The following is a 22,155-nucleotide window of genomic DNA, read 5'->3' on the forward strand; positions in this document are numbered from 1 at the left end:
ATAAGAACATTAAGTGAACAAAGTGTCGCTGTCAAGCCCTTGGTCCTTGGGGTCGCTCTACGCACTGGCAGTTGACGTAAACGTCAATCGAGGGCAAGCCGACCGCAGCTTTCATGATGGAAGGAGAGGCGGAATGGCGCGGGAACCGGTGTTCGATCTGTCGGGGCGCGTGGCGCTGGTGACGGGAGCGTCGTCGGGTCTGGGCGCAGGGTTCGCGAGGGCGCTTGCCGCGGCGGGGGCAAAGGTTGTTCTGGCGGCACGGCGCGGCGACCGGCTGGCCGAACAGGTCGCGGCGATCGAGGCCGCGGGCGGCGCCGCGATCGCGGTCAGCATGGACGTCACCGACGAAGCATCGACCAAGGCGGCCTATGATGCGGCAGAGGCCGCCTTCGGCACCGTCGATACCATCATCGCCAATGCCGGGGTCGCGACCGAAAATCTGGCGCTGGGCCTTTCGGTGGCCGATGTCGACGGATTGCTCGCCGCCAATATCCGCGGCGTGTTCCTGACCGCGACCGAGGGTGCCCGGCGGCTCGATGCGGCGGGCAGCCGCGATCGCCAGCATGGACGCATCGTCATCATCGGGTCGATCACCGCCGACAAGCTGTTCCCCGCCACTTCGGTCTATGGCGCGACCAAGGCGGCGGTGCGCCATCTGGGCAAGAGCCTGGCGCGCGAATGGGCGCGGCGCGGCATCAATGTGAACATTATCCAGCCCGGCTATTTCGAATCCGAAATGACCGCCGCGCTGTTCGACAGCGATGTCGGGCGCAAGATGATCGACGCCTTTCCGCGCCGCCGGATGCGACCGGCCAGCGATCTTCACGCGCCCTTGCTGTTCCTCTGTTCCGATGCCGCGATCGGCGTAACGGGCAGCGTCCTGACCATCGACGACGGCCAGTCGTTGTGACAGGCGCGCTGCTGGTCGAGGCGCGCGGCGCGGTCGAGATCGCAACGCTCAACCGGCCAGATCGCCTGAACGCGCTGAACACCGGGCTGGTCGACGATCTCAACGCCTATTTCGGCGGGCTTGCCGACCGGCCAGAGGTGCGGGTCGTCATTCTGCGCGGCGCCGGGCGGGCGTTTTGCGCCGGGCTCGACATTCAGGAGGACCGGTCGGGCGACGAAACGCCGGTGCTGCGAACGCTGCGCACCCAGACCGCGATCGGCAATATCTATCGCAAGATGCGTGCATGTCCCCAGCCGATCATCGCGCTTGGCCACGGTGCGGCTGCGGGAGGCGGGCTGTCGCTGCTGCTCGCGTCCGACGTGCGCTATGCCGCGCCCGATTTTCGATGCAACGCCGCCTATATCCGTATCGGCCTCGGCGGGTGCGATATGGCGTCGAGCTATTTTCTGCCGCGCCTGGTCGGCGCCAGCCTGGCGTCGGAAATGATATTGACCGGCCGCTTCATCGATGCCGAGCGCGCGCGGGGGGCTGGACTTGTCAGCGAGATCGTCGCGGCGGACGCGCTGCTCGACCGGGGTCTCGCATTGGCGGACGAGATGCTGGCGACGAGCCCGCACGGACTGCGCCTTTCGAAGCAGGCGCTCAATCTCAATATCGATGCGCCCAGTCTCGATGCCGCGATGGCGATCGAGGATCGGCAGCAGGTGATCCTGTCGGCGACCGAGGATCACCGCGAAGCGCTGGCGGCCTTTCTCGAAAAGCGCGCGCCCGAATATCGCGAACGCTGATCGGTCAATTCGCGCTTGCGGTCATGACCGTGCGCCCGTCGGCGCCGATCGCCGCCAGTTCCCAGCCCGTCTCGGCGCGGCGCCCGACCAGATGGAGCGGCTCGCCCGCAAAGGCGGGTGCCTGTGCGCGCATCCGGAAATGCGACAGGGCATTGGAACCCAACTCGCGCTGCGCAAGGTCGAGCAACAGCGTCGCGGTCAGCGGTCCGTGGACGACCAGGCCGCGATACCCCTCTTCGCCTGTGGCATAGGGGCGGTCGTAATGAATGCGGTGGCTGTTGAAGGTCAGCGCCGAATATCGGAACAGCATCGGTTCGGACGGGATCAGCGTGCGCTGCCATGACCAGCCCGACAGGTCGGGCGTGCCGACCGGGGCGGGGGCCTGCATATCCGGGGACGGAACCGGGGCGGGTTCGCGGAAGACGATCGTTTGGCGCTCGCTCACCGCATGGATGCCGTCGGCATGGGTGTCGTGCATGACCTCGACAAAGATCAATTGGCCGCCGCTGCCGCGCTTTTCCTCGATGCCCGCAATCGCCGACTGCCGATCGATCGCGGCGCCCGCCCGGATCGGCACGTGAAAGCGCACGTCGCTCGCCGCCCACATCCGGCGCGGCAGGGGAATGGGCGGCAGGAAACTGTCGGGGTCGTCGGTGCGGCGCGGGTGGCCGTCGGTGCCCAGCGCGGCGGTCGGCGCGTCGGGCAGGCACAGGCACCAGTGGATCGCCTGTGGGGCGATGTCGTCCCTTTCCGCGCTGTCGATGGTGGCGCGGAACCGTGCCAGCGTCGCGGGGGTCAGCAGGTCGCGCTGCGTGCTGCGGCGCCCGATCCATTTCGTCCAGTCCATATCCCGTTCAAGCATGCCCGACCGCCGCTGCCAAGCGGGCCATTGCCTTGGTCGATATTATGGCATAGTCAGTGTCAATATATATGTGCATTGGGAGAGCGGAGCGATGGCGGGGCATGAGCCGGGGGGAAGCGCAAGGCGACGGACCGCGACGGGCAGGCGTGCCGGGCTTCTGCTGCTTTCCCTGATCTGCGCGGCGCGACCGGCGGCGGCCGAGGCGCCCTCGGCATCCGGCGCAGAGCGGGCGGCGATCGAACGCCCCAATATCGTCATCCTCCTCGCCGATGATTGGGGGTTCACCGATGTCGGCGCTTTTGGCGCCGAATTCGCGACGCCGAACATCGATGCGCTGGCGCGCTCCGGGATGCGCTTTTCCAACTTTCACGTGGCGGGATCCTGTTCGCCGACCCGTGCGATGCTGCAGACGGGGGTGATGAATCACCGCGCCGGGCTCGGCAACATGCCCGAAACCATCCCCGACGAGCATAAGGGAAAGCCGGGCTATGACACGGTAATGAACCACCGCGTCGTCACCATCGCCCAGATGCTGAAGGCGGCGGGATATCGCACCTACCTGACCGGCAAATGGCATCTCGGCAACGATCCGACGCGGTTGCCGGGCGCGCGCGGCTATGACCGGGCGTTCAGCCTGGGGGCGTCGGGGGCCGACAATTTTGCGCAGCGGCCGATCGAGGTGCTCTATGACAAGGCCGACTGGACCGAGGATGGCCGACCCGCGACACTGCCGCCCGGCTATTATTCGTCGCGTTTCGTCGTGCAAAAGGCACTCGACTATATCGAGGGGGATCGGGCGAGCGGCAGGCCATTTTTTGCGTCGATCAACTTTCTTGCCAATCATATTCCCATACAAGCGCCCGACGGCGACATCGCGCGTTATGCCGCCATGTATCGCGACGGCTGGACCGCGCTGCGCGCCGCACGGGCCCGGCGGGCGGCCGCGCTGGGCATCATCCCCGAAGGCACGGCGATGGTGACGATGCCGACCACGCGCGACTGGACGAAGCTGGATGAAAAAGAACGAAAATCCGCCATTCGCGTGATGCAGGCCTATGCCGGCATGGCAACCGCGATGGACCGCGAGGTCGGCCGTCTCGTGGCACATCTGAAGCGTACCGGCGACTATGAAAACACGATCTTCGTTTTCCTTTCCGACAATGGCGCGGAACCGACCAATCCCTATGCGACCCTGCGTGGCCGCGTGTTTCTGGGGCTGCGCTATAATACGGCGATCGAAAATATCGGCCGCCCCAACAGCTTCTCCAACATTGGAGCGGGGTGGGCGAGCGCCGCGGCATCGCCCTTGTCGGGATATAAGTTCAGCGCGACCGAAGGCGGTCTGCGCGTTCCGCTGATCATCGCCTGGCCGGGCAGCACTCGTGTCCAGTCGGGCGCTGTCAGCAATGGCTTTGCGCATGTCACCGACATTGTACCGACGCTTGCGGGTCTTGCCGACGTGCCTTTGCATGGCGGGACATGGCAGGGTAAGGCCGTCGAGCCGATCACGGGGCGCAGCCTGATCCCGATGCTTGGCGATGCGGGCGCCAGCGTGCATGGCGATAGGCCGCTTGGTTATGAATTGTCGGGAAACGCCGCGCTGTTTCGCGGGGATTACAAGCTGGTGCGCAATCTTGCTCCAACCGGCGACGGCCGCTGGCGACTTTTCAATATCCGCACCGATCCTGGGGAAACGAACGACCTTGCCGCGGCGCTGCCCGATCGCTTCTCCGCGATGATGGCGGACTATCGGGCCTATGCAAAGGCGAACGGCGTCCTCGATATGCCGGCGGGCTATACAGCGGACGCCCAGATTCAACGCTATGCCTTTGAACAGCGCGGGCGCAAGCAATTGATCCGGCTAGGCGCGGTTGCCGGGGGGCTGACGTTGCTGGTTTCGGCTCTAATCTGGGGCTGGCGTCGGCGCCGGGCGCGCCGTGTCAATCAGGCGAAAGCCGATATGGTCGGTGCCTAGCGAGCGTTCCTGAAACTGGCGTGCGGCCGGACGGTAACGGGCGCAATAATTGGCGGCGCACAGGAAACTGCCGCCCTTGATGATGTTGTGATCCTTTCCCGCCGTGCTGCGGGTCCATTCCCAGACATTGCCGATCAGGTCGTGAATGCCATGGCCATCGGCGGGAAAGCAGGCCACCGGCGCACGGCCCCGATAGCCATCGGTGCCAAGGTCTTTGACCGGGAACACACCCTGATAATAGTTGGCGCGTGGCTTGCCGTCGCGGCCCATCGGAATATTGCGATCAGCCCCGCCGGTCGATGCCGCAAGTTCCCATTGTTCCTCGCTCGGCAGATCCTTGCCTGCCCAACGGGCGTAGGCAAGGGCGTCGTCATAGGCAATCTGCACCACCGGATCGCGGGAATGGCCGTCGATGTCGGTTTCCGGACCGGCCGGATGGCGCCACTCGGCTCCGACGACCCAGCGCCACCAATTGGGGTTGCCATCGGTCGGGGCGGCAAAGACGGCGCCGCCGGGCACCAGCATTTCGGGCGGTGCGCCGGGCACGGGCGGCGGGTCGCGCTCGGCCAATGTCCTATAGCCTGTCGCGCGGACGAACTCGGCGAATTCGGCGTTGGTGACTTCGTGGGTCGCCATCCAGAATCCGGCGACGCGAACCTCGCGCGGCGGCCCCTCTTCGGACAAATGCGCGTCGGCGCCCATGACGAAGCGCCCGCCGGGAACCCAGGCATAATCCGCGCGGGGCATGGCGGGACAGGGCGCTGGAACGGCCGTGTCGATGGGGCCGTCGGAAGGAGAGGCTTCCCGACCGCATCCGGCAAGCGCAACGATCATCGTGACCGACAACAGCGCCCGGTCGCCTCGGTTCATGGCTTCTGGTCCGGCACCATCGCGATCAGCGCTTCGACCATGTGTGCCGTGACGGTTCCTGCTTCCTCTGCCGACAGGCTCTGGTCGTGGCGCAACGCGCGCCAGCTTTGAAAGGAGAGGGCTGCGCACAGCGCCTCGGCGGTGGTGCGGCGCGCCAGAATGTCCGGCGGCAAAAGCCGCAAGACAAGCTCGCGCTCGAGCGTGACGACCTGCCCATATTGGCCCATCAGAAAAGGAGACTGATAGCGTTTGATGTTCGCCGCGAGCCGAAAAGGCAGCATGGTTTCGAAAACCCGCACGCGGCGCCGCGCCAGATCGCGCAGATTGTCGCGCCAGTCCGTGCCCTGATACGGCGCGGTCACGATCGGCATGACCCGCTCCGTAATGGTCGCGGAAATTTCCGCATAGAGCGAGTCCATATCGTCAAAGTGCCGAAATACCGTACGCAGGCCGATGCCAGCTTCCTCCGCGACCCGCGCTGCGCTGGGCATCAGATCGCCGTTGGCGATCAGTTCCATCATCGCTTCGACGATGCGGCGATGGCTCGAACGGCTGCGTTCGCGGCGCCCGTCAACGGCCTTGCGCGCGCGCGCAAGCGTCGTCGTTTTTCCTTCCCCCTTTGTCATTCCATCTCCGCTGGCCCAGCTTGACGCCGGGGTCAATGGTTTCCAGCAAGACCCGCTTGCGCCGCATTCAATATAATGACACTTATCGTGTCATAATATTATGGGCAAGCGTTGGCTGGTCGGGTCGGTCGGATTATCTTGGCGCAGCCGATCCTCGCAGCGCCGAGCGCCATGGGATGGCAGAAGGGGAAGGGGCGATATGAAAAAGCGGTGGATCGCACTGGGCGTCCTCCTCATGCTGATGGCAACTAGCTATTGGGCGTTTCAGGAGAATAAATACCGCCTTCCGGGTCTGCTTTCGGATTGGCGAGACCCGGTGCAGCCGAACCGAATGATTGCCTGGCAGCAAGGCCCTGTTACCGCGCCGAATGGCGAGCGGCGGCCCAATATCATTCTGATTGTCGTGGACGATCTGGGATATAATGACATCAGCCTGAACGGCGGCGGGGTGGCTGGCGGAATCGTTCGCACGCCGAACATCGATGCGCTGGCGCGCGAGGGAGCCCATTTCACGACAGCCTATGCCGCGAATGCGACCTGTTCGCCATCGCGCGCGGCAATGATGACCGGACGCTATCCCACTCGTTTCGGTTTCGAATTCACCGCCGTTCCCGTCCAGTTTGCAGAAAATCTGGCGCACGGCGACGGTGTGGGGCCGCTTCGCGCGATCTTTCACAAGGACCGGATTACGCCCGATATACCGGACTATCCCGATATGGGCGTCCCGGCCAGCGAAGTGACCATCGCCGAACTGGTAAAGCAGGCCGGATATCACACGCTTCATATCGGCAAATGGCATCTGGGGGAGGCGCCAGCGCTCCAGCCGCAGGCACAGGGTTTTGACGAAAGCCTCGCCATATTGGCCGGCGGCGCGATGTTTCTGCCGGAGGATGATGCGCAGGCGGTCAATGCGAAGCTGCCCTGGGACCCGATCGACCGTTTCCTGTGGGCCAATCTGCGCCACGCCGTGACCTTCAATGGGGGAAAGCGCTTTCACCCCCAGGGGCATATGACCGACTATTTCGCCGACGAAGCGATCAAGGCGATCGAGGCGAACCGCAACCGTCCCTTTTTCCTCTATCTCGCCTTCAATGCGCCGCACACGCCGCTTCAGGCAACGCGCGCCGACTATGACCGGTTGTCTGGGATCAAGGATCACAAGACGCGCGTTTACGGCGCGATGATCGCGCAGATGGACCGGCGCATTGGCGATGTGATGGCAAAGCTGAAGCAACTGGGGATCGACGACAATACGCTCGTCCTATTCACCAGCGACAATGGCGGCGCCTGGTACACCGGCATCCCCGATCTCAACGCGCCCTATCGCGGGTGGAAGGCGACCTTTTTCGAAGGTGGCACGCGTACCCCCTTTTTCCTGCGCTGGCCGGCGCACATCGCGCCGGGAACGCGGCGCGCCGACATGACCGGCCATCTCGACATCTTCGCGACGATCGCTGCGGCGGCGGGCGCGGCGCTGCCCCGCGACCGGGTGATCGACAGCGAGAATATATTGGCGGGCCCGGCAAAGCGCGCCGCGCTTTACTGGCGTTCGGGCGATTATCGCGCGGTGCGCGCGGGCGACTGGAAATTGCAGGTGACAAAGCGTCCCGAAAAGGCGCGCCTTTATAATCTTGCGACCGATCCGACCGAGCAGCACGACCTGGCAGCGATAGAGCCCGCGCGCGTCGCCGAACTTCGCGCGATGATCGCGGCGCAGAACCGCGACATGGCGAAACCGATCTGGCCTGGGCTGATCGAGGGACCGGTGCGCATTGACGTTCCGCTCAACGCGCCGTGGCGGGCCGGTCAGGATTATATCTATTGGACCAATTGATCGCGGCGGCGGCGGGGCGGTGCCCGGCAGGCCCCCGGTCTCGCCTCAATCGCCGGCCAGCGCTTGCCGCTCGTCGGGGGTCAGGCGATGCGGCGCCGCGATTGGTTCGAGCGTCGCGGCATCGAACAACGCGCTTCGGCGCCGGTCGCCCGAGATCATGTCGCGGACCATCCGGCGGAAAAAGCGTCGCATCAGCTTTGCCATCGACATGCGCGGCACGTCGCCGACGTCGCGGCCCGCATCCTCGGTGAACAGATGGCCGATCACCGGGCCCAGCACGTCGTCCCTTCGTTCCGCATTGCAATTGGCGACCAGCGTGGTGACGTAGGGGATGCGGCCGTTGGCATAGGTGTTGAACATCGGCGTCCGGCAACAGGTTGCATACCAGCGCAGCGTCGGCTTGTCGGTCAGATGAAGGCTCGCCAGCCGGTCGCGTCCCTTCGACAGCCGCATGCGGGCGCAGCGACTTTGGAAAAGGGCCGTGCCCCCGCTGCCATCGAGCACTCGCTCTGCGGCTCCCAGATAGCGGGCGAATCCCTGACAATCGCTGCAATGGCAAACAATATGGTCGCCTTCCCGTGGCCCGGCGTTCAGCAAACGCCCCTCCACTTCGCCGCAGCTACAGGAAAAGCGAAGGTCGGAGCCTGTCGTCATGGAAGCCATCCTTCCGGTCATTGGGGCCAATGGGGGATTTATCTTTCGGCGGCCGGCCTGTCGACCCGGCGGCCGGGTCACTCGGCCTTCAAAATCTTCTCGATCCCGTTTGCGACGGCGGGGTGATAGGTCGGACGGGCTTCGGCGAACAGATTGCGGGCGATCGCATCGCCCCAGTCGTCCTGCCGCTTCAGCCCGCGATAAAGCGGATAGATCAGCAGGCCGCGTCCGACCGACGATGCGAACTGGCGCAGCGAGGGGAGCGCGGGGTCATAGCGGTTGGCGATCGCAAGCTCGAGCCAGGCCGAACGGACATAGGCGTTGTTCGATGCCGACAGCCCCAGCGTTTCGTCGAGTTCCTTGAGCCGGGCCGGGGATTGTTCGCGCGCGATGCCGTTCAGGAAGCGCAGCCATTGCTGGGTGCTCCACCCCTCGGGCTGCACCGCCCCTGCCGGACCGCCGGCGTTAAAGGCCGCCAGCTTTTGATCGACCGCGGCGAGCGTCGCGCTCCGATGGTGGACGGCATTGTCCGGCAGCCCGGCGGCATAGGCCCAGCGGTCGAGTTGCAGCTTCAGCTCCAGCTCCGCGTCGCCTTTGAGCAGATTTTCGCGCAGGTCGGTGAGGAAGCCGGCGGTGGTCTGCGGCTGAAAGGCGTGACGGTCGAAATAGGATTTGAGATAGGGATCCCAGCGCTCGCGCCCCACCTCCGTCTCGATCGTGCGGAGGAAGGTTGATCCCTTGGTATAATCGACCGCGCCATCGCCCGGCGTGCCGTGCAGCCGCGACTTCGCGCCGGTTTCGCCGCCATTCGCCTTGATGTCGCGGATCATATTGTCCCAGTCGAGATCGGCGTACATCGCGGCGCGCTCCTTGCCATAGAGCGCCTCCATGATCCGGTTTTCGAAATAGGTGGTGAAACCTTCGTTCAGCCAGCTGTCCGACCAGGTCGCATTGGTAACGAGATTGCCCGACCAGCTGTGCGCCAGTTCGTGCGCGACGACGTCGGTGTTCGACCGGTCGCCGGTGATGATCGTCGGCGTCAGAAAGGTCAGCATCGGATTTTCCATGCCGCCATAGGGAAAGGCAGGCGGCAGGACGAGCATGTCATAGCGGCCCCAGCGATAGGGACCGTATAGCGCGGTCGCGGCGTCGATCATTTTTTCGACATCGGTGAATTCGGCGGCTGCCTTTTCGAGCATCGCCGCCTCGGTCCATACCCCCGAACGGGGGCCGAGCGAGCGGAATTTAAGGTCGCCGACCGCAAAGGCGATCAGATAGGGCGGCACCGGCTTGTCCATGCGAAAGGCAAAGCGGCGGCGCCCGTCGGCAAGCCGCTCGCCTTTGTCGCCGCTCAGCTTCTCGCCGCTCATCACCGCGACAAGGTCGCCGGGGACGGTCAGCGTGGCATCCCATGTCTGGCGGATGCCGGGGCTGTCCTGGGTCGGAATCCAGCTGCGGTTGAGGATCGACTGACCCTGGCTGAACAGATAGGGCTTGGTTTTGCCCGCGGTCATCGCGGGCGGCAGCCATTGCAGCGCCGCGGCGCCCGGCGCGCTGGTATAGGCGATGCGAACCTTGCGCGATCCGCCGAGTTCGACGGTCATTGCCGATCCCAGTTCGCTATCGGGCGTGCCGATGGTGAAGGGCAGGCTCTGGCCGCGGTCGCCCGTCACCTCTTTTATTTCAAGTCCATCGACGTCGAGGATGATCGACTTGGCGTCCGGCTTGGCCAGGATGTCGAGCAATGCGGTTCCGCGCAGGCGCTGCGCCGTGAAATCGACATCGAGGTCCAGCGCGACATGGGTCACGCGCGCCTGCTCCGGCCTGGCATGCGTCCAGCTGTCCACCGCGTCAGGCGTCGTCAGGATAGGCGCGGGCGGCGCCAGCTTTTCAGCGGCAACGACGGGAAGGGAAGCGAGGGCGCCAGTCATCAGCAGCGCGGCCAGGAAGTTACGCATGGTTAGCGGGGTACGCCCTCGGCCACCAAACTGCAACCGCGGAGCAGCGTGGCGATGCTCGGGGTTCAAATTGTGGCTCTTGACCCGTGGATTTTATAATATACATCGTAAAATATAAGAGTGGCGCGGTCGGGATGATCCCGGCTGTTGTGCAGCGTGGCGTGCAGTCCGCCTGTCGGTGGTTAGGCGCCCTTATGTTGGAGGAAGGTCAATGCTGAATTCTGGTCATGGCAGCCCGTATCTGCAGGGGAATTTTGCCCCGATCCGGACCGAGGATGATTTCGAGCTGACGGCATCGGGCGACGTTCCGGTCGAGCTCTGCGGCGCCCTGTATAGGGTCGGGCCCAATCCGCAATTCGAGCCACGCGATCCCAATTATCACTGGTTTACCGGTGACGGGATGATGCACGGTTTCTATTTCGAGAACGGCAAGGTGCAGTACCGGAATCGCTATGTGCGCACGCCGCGCTGGAAGTTGGAGCATGAAGCAGGCCGTTCGTTGTTCGGATCTTTCGGCAATCCCATGACGACCGATCCCATCGCCCGTGGCAAGGATTCGGGCGGGGCCAACACCCATATTCTTTATCAGGCTGGAAAGCTGTTGGCATTGTCCGAAGCACATATGCCGATGGAGGTCGACCCCGTCACTCTCGAAACCAAAGGCTATGTCGAAAGCTATCGCTCGCGCGTCACCGCGCATCCCAAGATCGATCCCGTGACGGGAGAGATGATCTGGTTTGCGTATGATTCAGGCCCAGGTCCATTCACGAACGAACTGAGTTTCGGTATTACCGCTGCGGATGGTTCGGTGACGCGGCGTGATGGAATCATTGCACCCTTTTCGTCCATGATCCATGATTTCATGGTTACGCAGGATTACGCCATGATACCGGTGCTGCCGCTGACAGGCAGTTTTGATCGGGCCATGGGCGGCCAGTCAGCCTATGCTTGGGAACCTGATCTGGGCGGGCATATCGCTGTGATGCGCCGGGACGGCAGCGGCGATATTCGCTGGTTCAATGTCGATTCCTGTTACGTGTTTCACGTTCTGAATGCCTGGCAAGAGGGCGGAAAGCTGTTTGCCGACGTTCTGCGCTATGATCAGCCACCGCTTTTCCCGCGCGTCGATGGTAAGACAGGCGAACGTCATGCAGGTGAGCTAATGCGCTGGACCTTCGACCTCGACGCTCCGTCCAATGCCGTCAAGGAGGAGACGCTCGACGATTTGTTCGGTGAATTCCCGCGCATTGATCACCGTTTCGAAACACGCAAGAACGTGCATGGCTGGTATCTGGGGGATCCTGCGGGCTATGGCGCTGGCGGCCAGACTGCGGTGGTGCACAAGAATCTGCAGACCGGGAAGCGCGAAAAATTCGAGCTTGGGGCCGATAGCCCTGCTTCTGAACCCGTGTTCGTGCCGCGATCTCAAGAGGCGGGCGAGGGTGATGGCTACCTTATGACCGTGGTATATCGGACACCGGAAAATCGTTCCGATCTTCTGATCTTCGAGGCGACCGACTTAGAAAAGGGACCGATCGCAACGGTCCACGTTCCGCGCCGCATACCCTATGGTTTCCACGGTAGCTGGGTCGCGGGTGACATGGGGTGAGGGATGACAGTGCCGGCTTTGGATGTCCCGTCGGGAACAAGGTGCCGGGCCGGCGCCGGTCGTTGCGCGCCTGCGGTCAGACCTCTGCGCGCAACCCGTTGAATAGCGTTTTCGCAAAGGTCTTCTGAACGCGGCGGGCCGAGCCGGGGGGCATTTTTCCCGCCAGTTCGAGCACGACCGCGCCATGGATAGAGGCCCAGTACATGTCGCCTATTTCCTCAGCTTCGCCTTTGAAAACTTTGGCTGCGATCATTTCTCGCACCCAGGCGTGCGTCGGGGACTTGGCCCGCGCCGATGCTGCGGCCAACTCGGGATAGTCCCGGTCGCTGCTTTGGTTGAGGTCGAACATCAGCTTGTAGGTGTCTGGGCTGCCTAGCGCAAAATCGAGATAGGCGCCCGCAATGGCAAAGCCCCGCGTCCGCAAATCCTCGGCTCGCTGGCTGGCGGATTCCAGCGCGGTGGCAAAACGCTCGAAGCCGCGCGCCCGCACGGCCGCCAATATATCGTCCTTGTCCTGAAAATAGTGATAGGGCGTCATGGCAGAGACGTTCAGTGCGGAGGCGATCTGCCGCATAGACACAGCCTCTAGCCCCTTTTGAGAGAATAGTTTCTCGGCAACTTCGCAAAGCCTCCGTCGGAAATCTTCCTTGTCCTGCTCCGTCAAGATTTTCGGCATGCCTGACTTGTTCCCGATAGCTATGACCCCGCGCACGCCATGATGCTGCGGTGGTCATCGATAATGTTGTCAAGCGCTACACCAGCTTGACAAGCTGAGTCGATGGCATTGGCGGCTGGCAGCACAATGGATGCTTTCCCGAACGGGGTCAGGAGAGCGTGGATCGTGCCGGGTCGCTTGTTTCATCTTCCAGCATGGCAAGCGTTTCGTCGCACCAGCGTACCACGGCGCCATAGGTTGCAATTCCGTGATTGAGCGGGATCAGGAAGAACTTCAGGTCGGGATTTTCCTGAAGCGAACGCGAACTGAAGCTAGCCTTGTAATTCTCGAATATCGTAAGCTGGTCCTGCGTACGCGCACGATGCTCGTGAATATGGCGAATCAGAATCTCCGGTTCGACCAGCCGGCCGAAAAACAGCTTCAGCAGCATCTCGTTGCGCGTGACATTGGGTTCGACCTTGTCAGCGATCCACTTTTGCAGAGCGTCAAGTCCCGGCGGTGTGATCGCATATTTTTGTCGCGGACGTTTTCCTGTCAGTTCGGCTTCATCCTTGTGTATCCACCCTTCGGATTCGAGCTTTTTCAGGATTGGATATATCTGGCCGAAGCTTTCTTTCCAGAAATAGCCGGTGCTGCTCGATATCGATCGGTTGATGTCATACCCCGATTTGGGGCCACGGGCGAGAAAGCCCAGGATGGCGAAAGCCGTCCGCTTTTTACCGAATCTATTCTCCACGCTCATATCACTGCTTCCGCTGGTCTCTATACTGCCTAGTAGCAGCGCATGTTTCATTCACAAGGCAAGGGCGCCCTCCGGATTCCAGTATCAGTTTATAGTTGTCAGATATATCATCAAGATGTATCTGTTGACTCATCGAGCGTATTGGCGCCGATGTTCGGGAGGGTGAGGCAATGGGATTCAGGGGGATTTTACGAGCTCGGTCCGGGCTGCTTGCGTTGATCGCTGCGCTCGCTTCCGCGCCGGCTGCAGCACATCAGGGCACCGAAGGGTCTGCGGCCGATGGCGAGCCCGGAGGTGACACATCGCAGGAGCCGATCATTGTTACCGGCAGCTACCTAAACCCTCATGCCGTGGATCGGTCGTCGCCTATCCATGTCCTGGACAGCGGCGAACTGAAAAGCTCGGGTGTCAGTACGGTCGCCGATATCGCGCGTAACATGACCGTGAACACCGGGTCGCAGTTCAATACCGATGAGCGAACCCAGGGTGGAACGACGGGCACATCCAATTTCAACCTGCGCGGCCTGGGGGTCGGTTCGACGCTGGTGCTGGTCGATGGCCGGCGCCGTCCCAATTCCCTGCCCAACACCAACGACGGAGTAACTTTCGTCGACACGAATCTGCTGCTTCCGATGAACATGGTGGAACGGGTTGAAGTGCTCAAGGATGGTGCGGCTTCGCTTTATGGTTCCGATGCGGTGGCGGGCGTCGTGAACTTTATCAGCAAGCGCAAATTCAAGGGGCTGGAGGTCGAGGCCAACTACCGTGCCGCCGGAAACTCCAGCGCGACGCGCGATGTCGAATTCGGCGGGGTCTATGGCTATCAGGGCGGGCGTTTCGGTATCGTGATCGGCGCCAACTATCTCGATCGTAGCTTAATGACGGCTGACGAGGTCGATTTCGGAATGGGGTCGAGTTTCACGAGCCTTGGCGGCCCCGGTGCGTTCCAGCCTGCGTTCAAGCCGTTCACCGGCCCGGGCGTCCCGCTTCCTGACCGGCCGACTGTTGTCGTCGGGCCGCCTACGGCCGACCCAGGGTGCGTCGCCAACGGTGGTGTCGTGACTCGAGGAACCGGAACTGCGACCTTTTGTGGCTTTTCGCTCGATCCCTATTTGACGCTGGTGGCGGACGAGCAGCGCTTTCAGGCCGCCACGAACATGCATTATGAATTGTCCGACAATGCCCGGATGACGCTGGATATCAGCTATGCGCGGAACAAGAGCTATCGTGCCGCTGCGCCGTCCTACCCGCTTGTTTCGCTGCCATTCGTTCCGGCGAGCAATCCGGGTTTCCAGCCCGGCAGCGTGCCTGGCAGTGTCGCCGGCGCAGTCAATGCTCTCAACCTGCCGCCTAGCTTTACTCGCGGCGCGATCTTTTACGGCCGCGCATTCCCGACGGCAGGGGAGGCAAAGAAAGATCGTTTCGAGCACACATCGCTTTCGGTTGTCGCTGGCCTGGCGGGTACGATCGGCGGCGGTTGGGACTATGACCTCGGGCTCGGCTATACGCGCCTTGAGACCAGGACCGTTCTGGAGGATTTGCTGGAAGACCGCTTCCTTGCCGCGCTGGAAGGAAAGGGCGGGCCGAACAATAACCAGTATTTCAATCCCTTTGCGAGCGGGATTGGCGCATCGCCCGGTTCGCCCTTCTACAATGATCCTGCAGTAATTGCGGATTTTTCCAGCAGTTTGCGAACCAATTCCAGTGCGAACTTCCTGGTTCTCGATGCCGTGGTAACAGGCAAGCCCTTTGCTCTTGGCGGACGCGATGTCGGGCTCGCGGTCGGGCTGCAGTGGCGCGATGACAGTCGGCGGATGAACTTCAATCAGGAGGCGCTCGATAAGCGGCTGATGTTCCTTTACGGTCGGCAGAACGGACGGTTCCACCGTGATGTCGTTGCGGCATTTGGTGAACTGTCATGGCCGCTGACCGAAAGGTTGGAGGTGCAGACGGCGATCCGGCTCGAGGATCATGGCGGCGGTGTCGGTCGATCGGTGGATCCGAAGGTCGCCGCGCTTTGGCGTGCCAGTGATGCGATAACTTTCCGGGGATCCTATTCGACGGCCTTTCGCGCCCCGCAATATGCCCAGAACGGCGCATCCAGCCTTTTGGTTACGCAGGAGCGTGTGACCGATGCCGCCAACCCGACTGGTCAGGCAAGCTTTGTTCCGGTGGTTCGACGGGGGAATCCCGGTCTAAGGCCCGAAACGTCGGATTCGATCAATGTCGGTGCGACTTTCCGCCCGATACCGGGGCTGTTTCTGACCGTCGATCATTGGCGGTTCGACATCAAAAACCTGATTGCGGGACAGACGGCCCAGGACCTTGCCGATTCCGGAAATCCGGATAACGTCCTGCGCAGTCCGATCGGCAGCATAGAGCGGCTGGAAGGAACGTTTTTTAACGTTTCCAGCCTCAAGACAAACGGCATCGATGTCGAACTGTCCTATCGGGCGGATATTGGGGACGCCGGGAAAATCCGGTTCAATCTCGCTGCGACCAAGATACTGGACTATAAATTCCGGGAGGCGGCAGGTCAGCCACTGATCGATCGGGTCGGGCGAAGAAACTTCGGAACTATTGCCAGCCCCACCCCCGATTTGCGGGCCAATTTGACGGTGCAGTGGACGCTTGAGGGGCACAGCCTGACGACCAACTTCCGATATGTGGACTCCTATATCAACGATGAGTTGCTCGTCCGCATCCCGCCCCGACCCGTCGAAACCATTCGCAGTTGGACCACCATGGACGTGCAATATGCCGTGGACCTGGACGAAGCGTTCGGCAGCACCTTCGGGACGGGGACCCAATTTAGCATCGGGGCGCTGAACATATTCGATCGCGACCCTCCCCGGGCGAGCACCGAAAACGGACTGCCTTATGACTCACGGGTTCACGATCCGCGCGGGCGCGTTCTCTATGCTCGCATTGTTCAGTCCTTCTAGTCCTTCCACGGGTTCGCGCGGCGACATCAAGGACCCACATCTTCGTTGCCGCCGCGCGGACGACCGCCAGCGATGCGGGGATATGTCCGCGTTTCGCAGTCGATGGAACGAAAGAACACCATGACCTTTTCGACTTTTCGCAAATCGTTCTTCCTTGGCTGCGCGGCGTTCGGCGTCTTGCTGATGAGCCCGGCGTCAGCGAGCGAAGGCATCAAGGACGCCGTACAGCGCGATCTGCCGCTCCTGTTGTCAATCTATCGCCAGTTGCATGCCCATCCCGAATTGTCCGGGGAAGAGGTGCAGAGCGCCGCGACCATGGCCAAGCAGTTGCGGTCCATCGGCTTTGATGTGCACGAAAAAATTGGGGGGCACGGTCTTGTCGGGGTCATGCGCAACGGGCCGGGGCCGGTCGTTGCCATCCGCGCCGACATGGATGCCTTGCCGATCCTGGAGGAGACAGGCCTTCCGTTTGCCAGCCGACGCCGTGTGGTCGGTGTCGATGGTGTCGAAGTTCCCGTCATGCACGCCTGCGGCCATGACATGCATATGGTCAATCTGCTGGGAACGGCGCGGCGCCTGGCGGCGATGAAGGCCGAATGGAAAGGCACATTGCTGTTGTACCTCCAGCCGGCCGAAGAAACGCTGCAAGGCGCTCGGGCGATGCTCGCCGACGGCCTTTACACCCGGTTTCCTCGGCCGGACTTTCTGTTGGCCACGCATGTTTCCCCGTCGGCGCCGGCAGGATCGATCGGCTATGCCAGTGGCCGGGCCATGGCCGCCATGGCGGGTATCGATCTGCACGTGAGGGGGACAGGCGGTCACGGCGCGACGCCCGAAAAGACGCGCGATCCGGTCGTGCTGTCCGCCCAGATCATTATGGCTTTGCAATCGGTTATCAGCAGAGAAGTCGCGGCGAACGATGCCGCGGTAATCACCGTGGGGCGGGTCGATATTGGCCGCAAGCGCAACGTGATAGCGGAGGACGGGAAGCTTGATCTCTCGGTACGCGCTCACGATGACAAGACTCTCGCGACGATTGTCCGGCGCGTAAACGAAGTTGCGATCCACACGGCCCGCGCTTTCGGCATGCCGGAGGACCGCCTTCCACGTACCGAGATCGTTGAGCAATCCCCGGCCGTGGTCAACGATGGGAAGATGACAGAGCTGATCGTGGCCGACTGGACCATGCGCTTTGGGGCTCAGCGTGTCCGTCGTATCGATCCGGTGCTGGCAAGCGAGGATTTCGCCTTTCTCGGACGCGGCGAGCCCGCTGTTCCATCGTTTCTGTTCTTTTTGGGGACACGGAACATGGATGAGTTTCTGGCGCTGAGGCGGGGCGAAGGCGTCGCAGAGCAGGAACTGCACAGTTCGACCTTCCGGCCCGATGCGGCGCCGGCGCTCCTGACAGGCATTGAAGCGATGACCGGGGCGGCACTCACCCTGTTCAGCCAAAGCTGACCTGCTCCCTGCCCGAACGACGCGGCGCCGGACAATCGCGCCCGAACCGACAGGACTGACTTTTTCCGGAGACTGTAGAGATGAAAACGCGCTTTACCGAGTTGTTCGACGTTCAATATCCCATCGTCCAGGGCGGTATGCACTATGTCGGTTTTGCAGAAATGGCCGCTGCCGTTGCCAATGCGGGCGGTCTGGGGTTGATCACCGGTCTGACGCCTGGCTCGCCTGAAAAGCTGCGGGCTGAAATCGCGCGCTGCCGCGAAATGACTGACATGCCCTTTGGCGTCAATCTGACCTTTCTGCCGTCGGTCAATGCGCCGCCCTATGCCGAATATGTCCGCGTCATCGTCGAAAGCGGTATCCGTATCGTGGAAACGGCCGGCAATAACCCGGCCCCGGTCATGCCTGCATTCAACGCAGCCGGGATCAAGGTCATCCATAAATGCACATCGATACGTCATGCCCTGAAGGCAGAGAAAATCGGATGCGCCGCCGTCAGCGTGGACGGGTTTGAGTGTGGCGGACATCCAGGCGAGGATGATGTTACCAACTTCATCCTTCTCCCCCTTGCTGCAGAGCGTCTGTCGATCCCGTTTATCGCATCGGGCGGCATTGCGAACGGTCGCGGTCTGGCGGCGGCCCTTGCGCTAGGGGCCGATGGCATCAACATGGGAACTCGCTTTCTTGCGACCCAGGACGCTCCCGTTCATGCCAATGTGAAGCAGGCCATTCTCGATGCCGACGAACGCGATACCCGCCTTGTCATGCGGTCGTTGCGCAATACCGAACGGGTGTTGACCAATGAAGCGGTGGAACGCCTGCTGTTGAAAGAAAAGGCGCTGGGCGATCAGATTCGGTTTGCCGACATCGCGGACGAGGTTGCGGGGGTATATCCGCGCGTGATGGTCGATGGCGAAATGGATGTCGGCGCATGGAGTTGCGGAATGGTCGTCGGGCTGATTGATGATCTGCCGACGGTGAAGCAGCTGATCGATGCCATTGTGTCCGACGCTCGGGATATCATCCAAAAACGTCTGGCGGCGATGCTCTGAGCACCTGAAGGGCGCCGGTTTTTCTGTGCAATGCGGCGGTCGACAGGATTGCGCCAATGATGGTGCGTTCGGGTCGCGGCTCCCAATGCGGAAGGAAGTGCAAGTGACGAGCGGTATCTATCTCGGTGCGCGGTTGACTGCGCGTGCCATATGGACCGAGCGGGCAAGGCGGCTTGCTGCGGCTCTTCGCGACATGGGGGTCGGCGAGGATGATGTGATCGCCGTGCTGCTTCGTAACGATGTGGCCTATTTTGAGGTTGTCGAAGCCTGTCGATATCTGGGGGCCTATTATGTGCCGCTGAACTGGCACGGGTCGCGCGATGAGCTATTGTCGATCATTCAAGATTCGGGCGCTCGTCTGCTGATCGGCCATTCGGATTTGACGGTCGATTTCATGGCGGTAGCAGCGAGGTCGGTCCCGATCATCGCCGTGTCTACGCCAGACGAGATATTGGCGGCATATTCCGGCGTGGCGGTGACGCCCGACGGCCAGATCGACTATGATCGGCTGGTTGCCGAAACCGCGCCCATTGAAGGCCCGCCGCGTCGCTATCGAGGGGTGCTGGCCTACACCTCGGGGAGCACGGGACGCCCGAAAGGCATCCGGCGCATAGCTGCCGCCGAGACGCCCGACGCCTATACAAAATTCGCCGAACAGGCTTCCGCAGTGCTACAGTTGCGACCGAACGATCGCTTCTATGTGGCCGCGCCACTATACCATAGTGCGCCCAACGCTCTTTCGATATTCTGTCTGGCGGCGGGCTATGCCGACTTGTTCATCGCCCCGAAATTTGATCCCGAGCTTTTCCTCTCAGATGTCGCGTCCCATGGGATAACCCACTGTTACATTGTACCCACCATGATGGCGCGGCTGTTGAAGCTGCCAGAGGCGGTGCGCTCTCGTTATGATCTGTCGACGCTGCGGTTCGGTATATCGACGGGCTCGCCCTGGCCAGCGGACATGAAACGCGCGATGATCGATTGGCTGGGTCCCATCTTTTACGAAAGCTATGGGGCTAGCGAGCTGGGATTCATGACTCTCATTTCGTCTGCGGAGTCGCTTCGGAAACCGGGGTCGGTCGGACAGGTTTTGCCGGGCGGAGAGATCCGAATACTCGATGACAACGGGCGGCCGCTTCCTGCCGGACAAGAGGGGAGTATATTCGTCGATTTTCCGACGAGCGGCGGGTTTTCCTATTCGAACGTCGCGGGCGACCTCGATGGACAGCGCCAGGGCCGCTTCGCGACCGTCGGTGATGTCGGCTATCTGGACGAAGAAGGCTATCTGTTCATTTGCGATCGCAAGAAGGACATGATCATATCGGGCGGCGCCAATATCTTCCCTGCCGAGATCGAAGCGGCGCTGATAGAGATGCCTCAAGTTGCGGATTGCGCGGTCTTCGGCGCTCCGCATGACGAATTTGGCGAAATGGTTGTTGCTGCGGTGCAATGTGTGCCTGGTGAAACGCTGACCCAACAGGCCGTGGCGCAGTTTCTGTCCGCGCGGATCGCGCGTTTCAAAATTCCGCGTCAGATCGATCTGCATGGCGAATTGCCGCGCGAAGACAGCGGAAAGATATTCAAACAGCGGCTGCGCGCGCCCTATTGGGACAGTGCGGGCCGCCAGATTTGACCTCCCAGAAGCTGGGTCAGCATATGACAGCTGACGCGAGTCCGGATCGCTCGGAGATGAGCGGAGGGTCCGTGATCGATGTCGGCAAATTTGTCGGTGGGGCGCGGCTTGGTCGATACCATGTCGCGATCTGTCTGCTCTGCGCGATGGTTCTGGTCACAGGAGGCTTTTCCCTGACGTCGATGGGCATGGTCGTCCCGACGCTATCCGACGAATGGGGCCTGGACCAAGCAGCCTTTTCACGGGATATAATTTCGCCGCTTTCGGCCGTCATGTATGGCGTTGTCGGAGGGTCTGTCGCGGCGGGGTATCTGGCCGATCGGTATGGCCGCCGTCTGGTATTGATGGCGATGATGCTGCTGGCATCAATCGGTATGGCGGCGACCGCAACCGCCGACGGGTTTGGCGCGCTCATCTTGTTTCGCGTGATCACGGGGGTCGGGGCGGGCGGTGCAATTCCCATTGCGATTGCCGCCGTTTCGGACATCGTACCCGATCGGAAACGGAATCTTCTGATCATGACAATGTATGTCGGCGCCCCCCTCGGCACGTCGCTGGGCGGGATATCGGGGCCCGCCATCATCACGCAGTTCGGCTGGGAGGGCTTGTTTCTTTTCGGTTCCTTGGCATTGCTGTTGGTGACGGCAGGCGTTGTGGCGCTGTTGCCGGAATCCTTCCGATTTCTGGCCGCGCGCGCTGGGGGCGATCATTGCATAGGCGCCATATTGTCGCGCATTCGTCCCGCCGCTGGCACGGTTTCGGCGACGCGCTTCATTCTTGCCGATACTGACAAGGCCAAGGTCAGCGCGGCGGCGCTGTTCCGTAACGGGCGCGCCAGGATCACATTCACGCTGTGGCTAATTTTCGTCGGGATGCAATATGTGATGTTCTTCGTCAGCCTGATGATGCCTGCCTATCTCAAATCGAACGGATGGGCTGCGACCGATGCGCTTCTTCCGCTCGGCGTTTATAATTTGGGTGCCATTTTCGGCAGTATTGCTCTCGGACTTCTCGCTAACCGGATCGGTGCGGCCAGAAGCTTGCTGATCAGCTTACCGCTTGCCACGCTCCTGCTATGCCTCTTGGCCTTGGTCGTCAGCCCTACCAGAGCGTTTCTGGCGCTTGCGTTCGTCGCGGGGGCAATGACAACGGGAAGCGGCATGGCGCTCGCGCCTTTGGCGGCGGGGCTTTATCCGGCTGCGGTGAGATCCACGGGAGTGGGTTTTGCGCTGGGGATCGGAAGGCTGGGTTCCATCGCGGCTCCGTTGATCGGCGCTGTCGGGTTGAGCCACCATATCGGAGCGCGCGGTTTTTTTCTGGCTGCCGCAGCAGGGCCGCTGCTCTGCCTCTTGGGCGTTATACTGCTGCTCTCATTCCTGCGACGGCGCTCTGTCACCGCACACTCCTGACGAGTTTCGGGGTGATGGAGCGCGCGAGTGATCTGCCCCCTTCTGAGTGGTCCAAAATTGATGATATTTTGGACGACGAAGGAGATATAGAATGCCGAGCAAAAAGCATCGCCCGGAAGAGATTATCGGCAAGCTACGTGAGGCGGAGGTTGTG

General features: G+C 61.9%; 16 protein-coding genes and 1 pseudogene. 10 read left to right on the forward strand and 7 right to left on the reverse strand.

The features are described from left to right. Positions 1-133 precede the first annotated feature (133 nt). Both U0S50_RS17625 and U0S50_RS17630 read left to right on the forward strand, forming a co-directional pair. Positions 134-910, forward strand: coding sequence for an SDR family NAD(P)-dependent oxidoreductase (locus tag U0S50_RS17625; protein WP_322309988.1), 777 nt, complete (start codon positions 134-136; stop codon positions 908-910). Continuing rightward, a complete protein-coding gene (locus U0S50_RS17630; protein ID WP_322309989.1) occupies positions 907-1,698 on the forward strand; it encodes an enoyl-CoA hydratase/isomerase family protein in 792 nt (263 codons plus the stop codon). Before U0S50_RS17625 ends, U0S50_RS17630 begins: the two co-directional genes overlap by 4 nt. A gap of 4 nt (positions 1,699-1,702) precedes the next feature. Here U0S50_RS17630 and U0S50_RS17635 read toward each other — a convergent pair whose 3' ends face one another. Then, positions 1,703-2,560 carry an FAS1-like dehydratase domain-containing protein gene (locus U0S50_RS17635; protein WP_322309990.1) on the reverse strand — a complete coding sequence of 286 codons (858 nt, stop codon included), beginning with the start codon at positions 2,558-2,560 and terminating at the stop codon, positions 1,703-1,705. 91 nt (positions 2,561-2,651) lie between these two features. Between U0S50_RS17635 and U0S50_RS17640 the strand changes: the two genes are divergently transcribed. Further along, positions 2,652-4,535, forward strand: coding sequence for an arylsulfatase (locus U0S50_RS17640; protein WP_322309991.1), 1,884 nt, complete (start codon positions 2,652-2,654; stop codon positions 4,533-4,535). Here U0S50_RS17640 and U0S50_RS17645 read toward each other — a convergent pair. Both U0S50_RS17645 and U0S50_RS17650 read right to left on the reverse strand, forming a co-directional pair. Further along, positions 4,464-5,405 carry a formylglycine-generating enzyme family protein gene (locus U0S50_RS17645; RefSeq protein WP_322309992.1) on the reverse strand — a complete coding sequence of 314 codons (942 nt, stop codon included), beginning with the start codon at positions 5,403-5,405 and terminating at the stop codon, positions 4,464-4,466. The two genes, U0S50_RS17640 and U0S50_RS17645, sit on opposite strands and share 72 nt — an antisense overlap. Then, positions 5,402-6,031 carry a TetR/AcrR family transcriptional regulator gene (locus tag U0S50_RS17650; RefSeq protein WP_322309993.1) on the reverse strand — a complete coding sequence of 210 codons (630 nt, stop codon included), beginning with the start codon at positions 6,029-6,031 and terminating at the stop codon, positions 5,402-5,404. The genes U0S50_RS17645 and U0S50_RS17650 overlap by 4 nt, the downstream gene beginning before the upstream one ends. Positions 6,032-6,230: 199 nt before the next feature. Here U0S50_RS17650 and U0S50_RS17655 point away from each other — a divergent pair, with 199 nt between their 5' ends. Further along, positions 6,231-7,865, forward strand: coding sequence for a sulfatase-like hydrolase/transferase (locus U0S50_RS17655; protein ID WP_322309994.1), 1,635 nt, complete (start codon positions 6,231-6,233; stop codon positions 7,863-7,865). A 45-nt stretch (positions 7,866-7,910) separates the two neighbouring features. Here the strand turns inward: U0S50_RS17655 and U0S50_RS17660 are convergent, their stop codons facing one another. Both U0S50_RS17660 and U0S50_RS17665 read right to left on the reverse strand, forming a co-directional pair. Further along, positions 7,911-8,519 carry a DUF6151 family protein gene (locus U0S50_RS17660; RefSeq protein WP_322309995.1) on the reverse strand — a complete coding sequence of 203 codons (609 nt, stop codon included), beginning with the start codon at positions 8,517-8,519 and terminating at the stop codon, positions 7,911-7,913. 77 nt (positions 8,520-8,596) lie between these two features. Beyond that, entirely contained in the window at positions 8,597-10,477 is a 1,881-nt protein-coding gene (locus U0S50_RS17665; RefSeq protein ID WP_322309996.1) for a M1 family metallopeptidase, read from the reverse strand. A gap of 211 nt (positions 10,478-10,688) precedes the next feature. Here U0S50_RS17665 and U0S50_RS17670 point away from each other — a divergent pair, with 211 nt between their 5' ends. Continuing rightward, positions 10,689-12,086: a carotenoid oxygenase family protein gene (locus tag U0S50_RS17670; RefSeq protein ID WP_322309997.1), complete on the forward strand. Its 1,398-nt coding sequence runs from the start codon at positions 10,689-10,691 to the stop codon at positions 12,084-12,086. Between the two features lie 76 nt (positions 12,087-12,162). Here the strand turns inward: U0S50_RS17670 and U0S50_RS17675 are convergent, their stop codons facing one another. Continuing rightward, positions 12,163-12,762 (reverse strand): TetR/AcrR family transcriptional regulator, encoded by a 600-nt coding sequence (locus U0S50_RS17675; RefSeq protein ID WP_322309998.1) that lies wholly within the window; start codon positions 12,760-12,762, stop codon positions 12,163-12,165. A gap of 148 nt (positions 12,763-12,910) precedes the next feature. Then, positions 12,911-13,504: a PadR family transcriptional regulator gene (locus U0S50_RS17680; RefSeq protein ID WP_322309999.1), complete on the reverse strand. Its 594-nt coding sequence runs from the start codon at positions 13,502-13,504 to the stop codon at positions 12,911-12,913. Between the two features lie 170 nt (positions 13,505-13,674). On the opposite strand from U0S50_RS17680, the gene U0S50_RS17685 reads away from it, so the two are divergent. The 5 genes and pseudogenes from U0S50_RS17685 to U0S50_RS17705 all read left to right on the forward strand — a co-directional run bounded on the left by U0S50_RS17685 (position 13,675) and on the right by U0S50_RS17705 (position 22,001). After that, positions 13,675-16,449, forward strand: a complete 2,775-nt coding sequence (locus U0S50_RS17685) for a TonB-dependent receptor plug domain-containing protein (protein WP_322310000.1) — start codon at positions 13,675-13,677, stop codon at positions 16,447-16,449. 120 nt (positions 16,450-16,569) lie between these two features. Next, positions 16,570-17,907, forward strand: coding sequence for an amidohydrolase (locus tag U0S50_RS17690; protein WP_322310001.1), 1,338 nt, complete (start codon positions 16,570-16,572; stop codon positions 17,905-17,907). Positions 17,908-17,984: 77 nt separating this feature from the next. Then, positions 17,985-18,959, forward strand: a pseudogene (locus tag U0S50_RS17695) (NAD(P)H-dependent flavin oxidoreductase); the annotation flags it as partial. A 103-nt stretch (positions 18,960-19,062) separates the two neighbouring features. Further along, positions 19,063-20,592: an AMP-binding protein gene (locus U0S50_RS17700; protein WP_322310002.1), complete on the forward strand. Its 1,530-nt coding sequence runs from the start codon at positions 19,063-19,065 to the stop codon at positions 20,590-20,592. Between the two features lie 56 nt (positions 20,593-20,648). Continuing rightward, positions 20,649-22,001 (forward strand): MFS transporter, encoded by a 1,353-nt coding sequence (locus tag U0S50_RS17705; RefSeq protein ID WP_322310003.1) that lies wholly within the window; start codon positions 20,649-20,651, stop codon positions 21,999-22,001. Positions 22,002-22,155: the final 154 nt, after the last annotated feature.

Origin of the sequence: Sphingopyxis sp., from assembly GCF_034380315.1 — a bacterium.
Taxonomy (GTDB): Bacteria; Pseudomonadota; Alphaproteobacteria; order Sphingomonadales; family Sphingomonadaceae; genus Sphingopyxis.

Coding starts and splice junctions, on each gene's coding strand:
- U0S50_RS17645 (WP_322309992.1), bottom strand. CDS start 5,405: ATGAACCGAGGCGACCGGGCGCTGTTGTCGGTCACGATGATCGTTGCG.
- U0S50_RS17650 (WP_322309993.1), bottom strand. CDS start 6,031: ATGACAAAGGGGGAAGGAAAAACGACGACGCTTGCGCGCGCGCGCAAG.
- U0S50_RS17675 (WP_322309998.1), bottom strand. CDS start 12,762: ATGCCGAAAATCTTGACGGAGCAGGACAAGGAAGATTTCCGACGGAGG.
- U0S50_RS17655 (WP_322309994.1), top strand. CDS start 6,231: ATGAAAAAGCGGTGGATCGCACTGGGCGTCCTCCTCATGCTGATGGCA.
- U0S50_RS17680 (WP_322309999.1), bottom strand. CDS start 13,504: ATGAGCGTGGAGAATAGATTCGGTAAAAAGCGGACGGCTTTCGCCATC.
- U0S50_RS17635 (WP_322309990.1), bottom strand. CDS start 2,560: ATGCTTGAACGGGATATGGACTGGACGAAATGGATCGGGCGCCGCAGC.
- U0S50_RS17705 (WP_322310003.1), top strand. CDS start 20,649: ATGAGCGGAGGGTCCGTGATCGATGTCGGCAAATTTGTCGGTGGGGCG.
- U0S50_RS17670 (WP_322309997.1), top strand. CDS start 10,689: ATGCTGAATTCTGGTCATGGCAGCCCGTATCTGCAGGGGAATTTTGCC.
- U0S50_RS17690 (WP_322310001.1), top strand. CDS start 16,570: ATGACCTTTTCGACTTTTCGCAAATCGTTCTTCCTTGGCTGCGCGGCG.
- U0S50_RS17685 (WP_322310000.1), top strand. CDS start 13,675: ATGGGATTCAGGGGGATTTTACGAGCTCGGTCCGGGCTGCTTGCGTTG.
- U0S50_RS17665 (WP_322309996.1), bottom strand. CDS start 10,477: ATGCGTAACTTCCTGGCCGCGCTGCTGATGACTGGCGCCCTCGCTTCC.
- U0S50_RS17640 (WP_322309991.1), top strand. CDS start 2,652: ATGGCGGGGCATGAGCCGGGGGGAAGCGCAAGGCGACGGACCGCGACG.
- U0S50_RS17625 (WP_322309988.1), top strand. CDS start 134: ATGGCGCGGGAACCGGTGTTCGATCTGTCGGGGCGCGTGGCGCTGGTG.
- U0S50_RS17660 (WP_322309995.1), bottom strand. CDS start 8,519: ATGACGACAGGCTCCGACCTTCGCTTTTCCTGTAGCTGCGGCGAAGTG.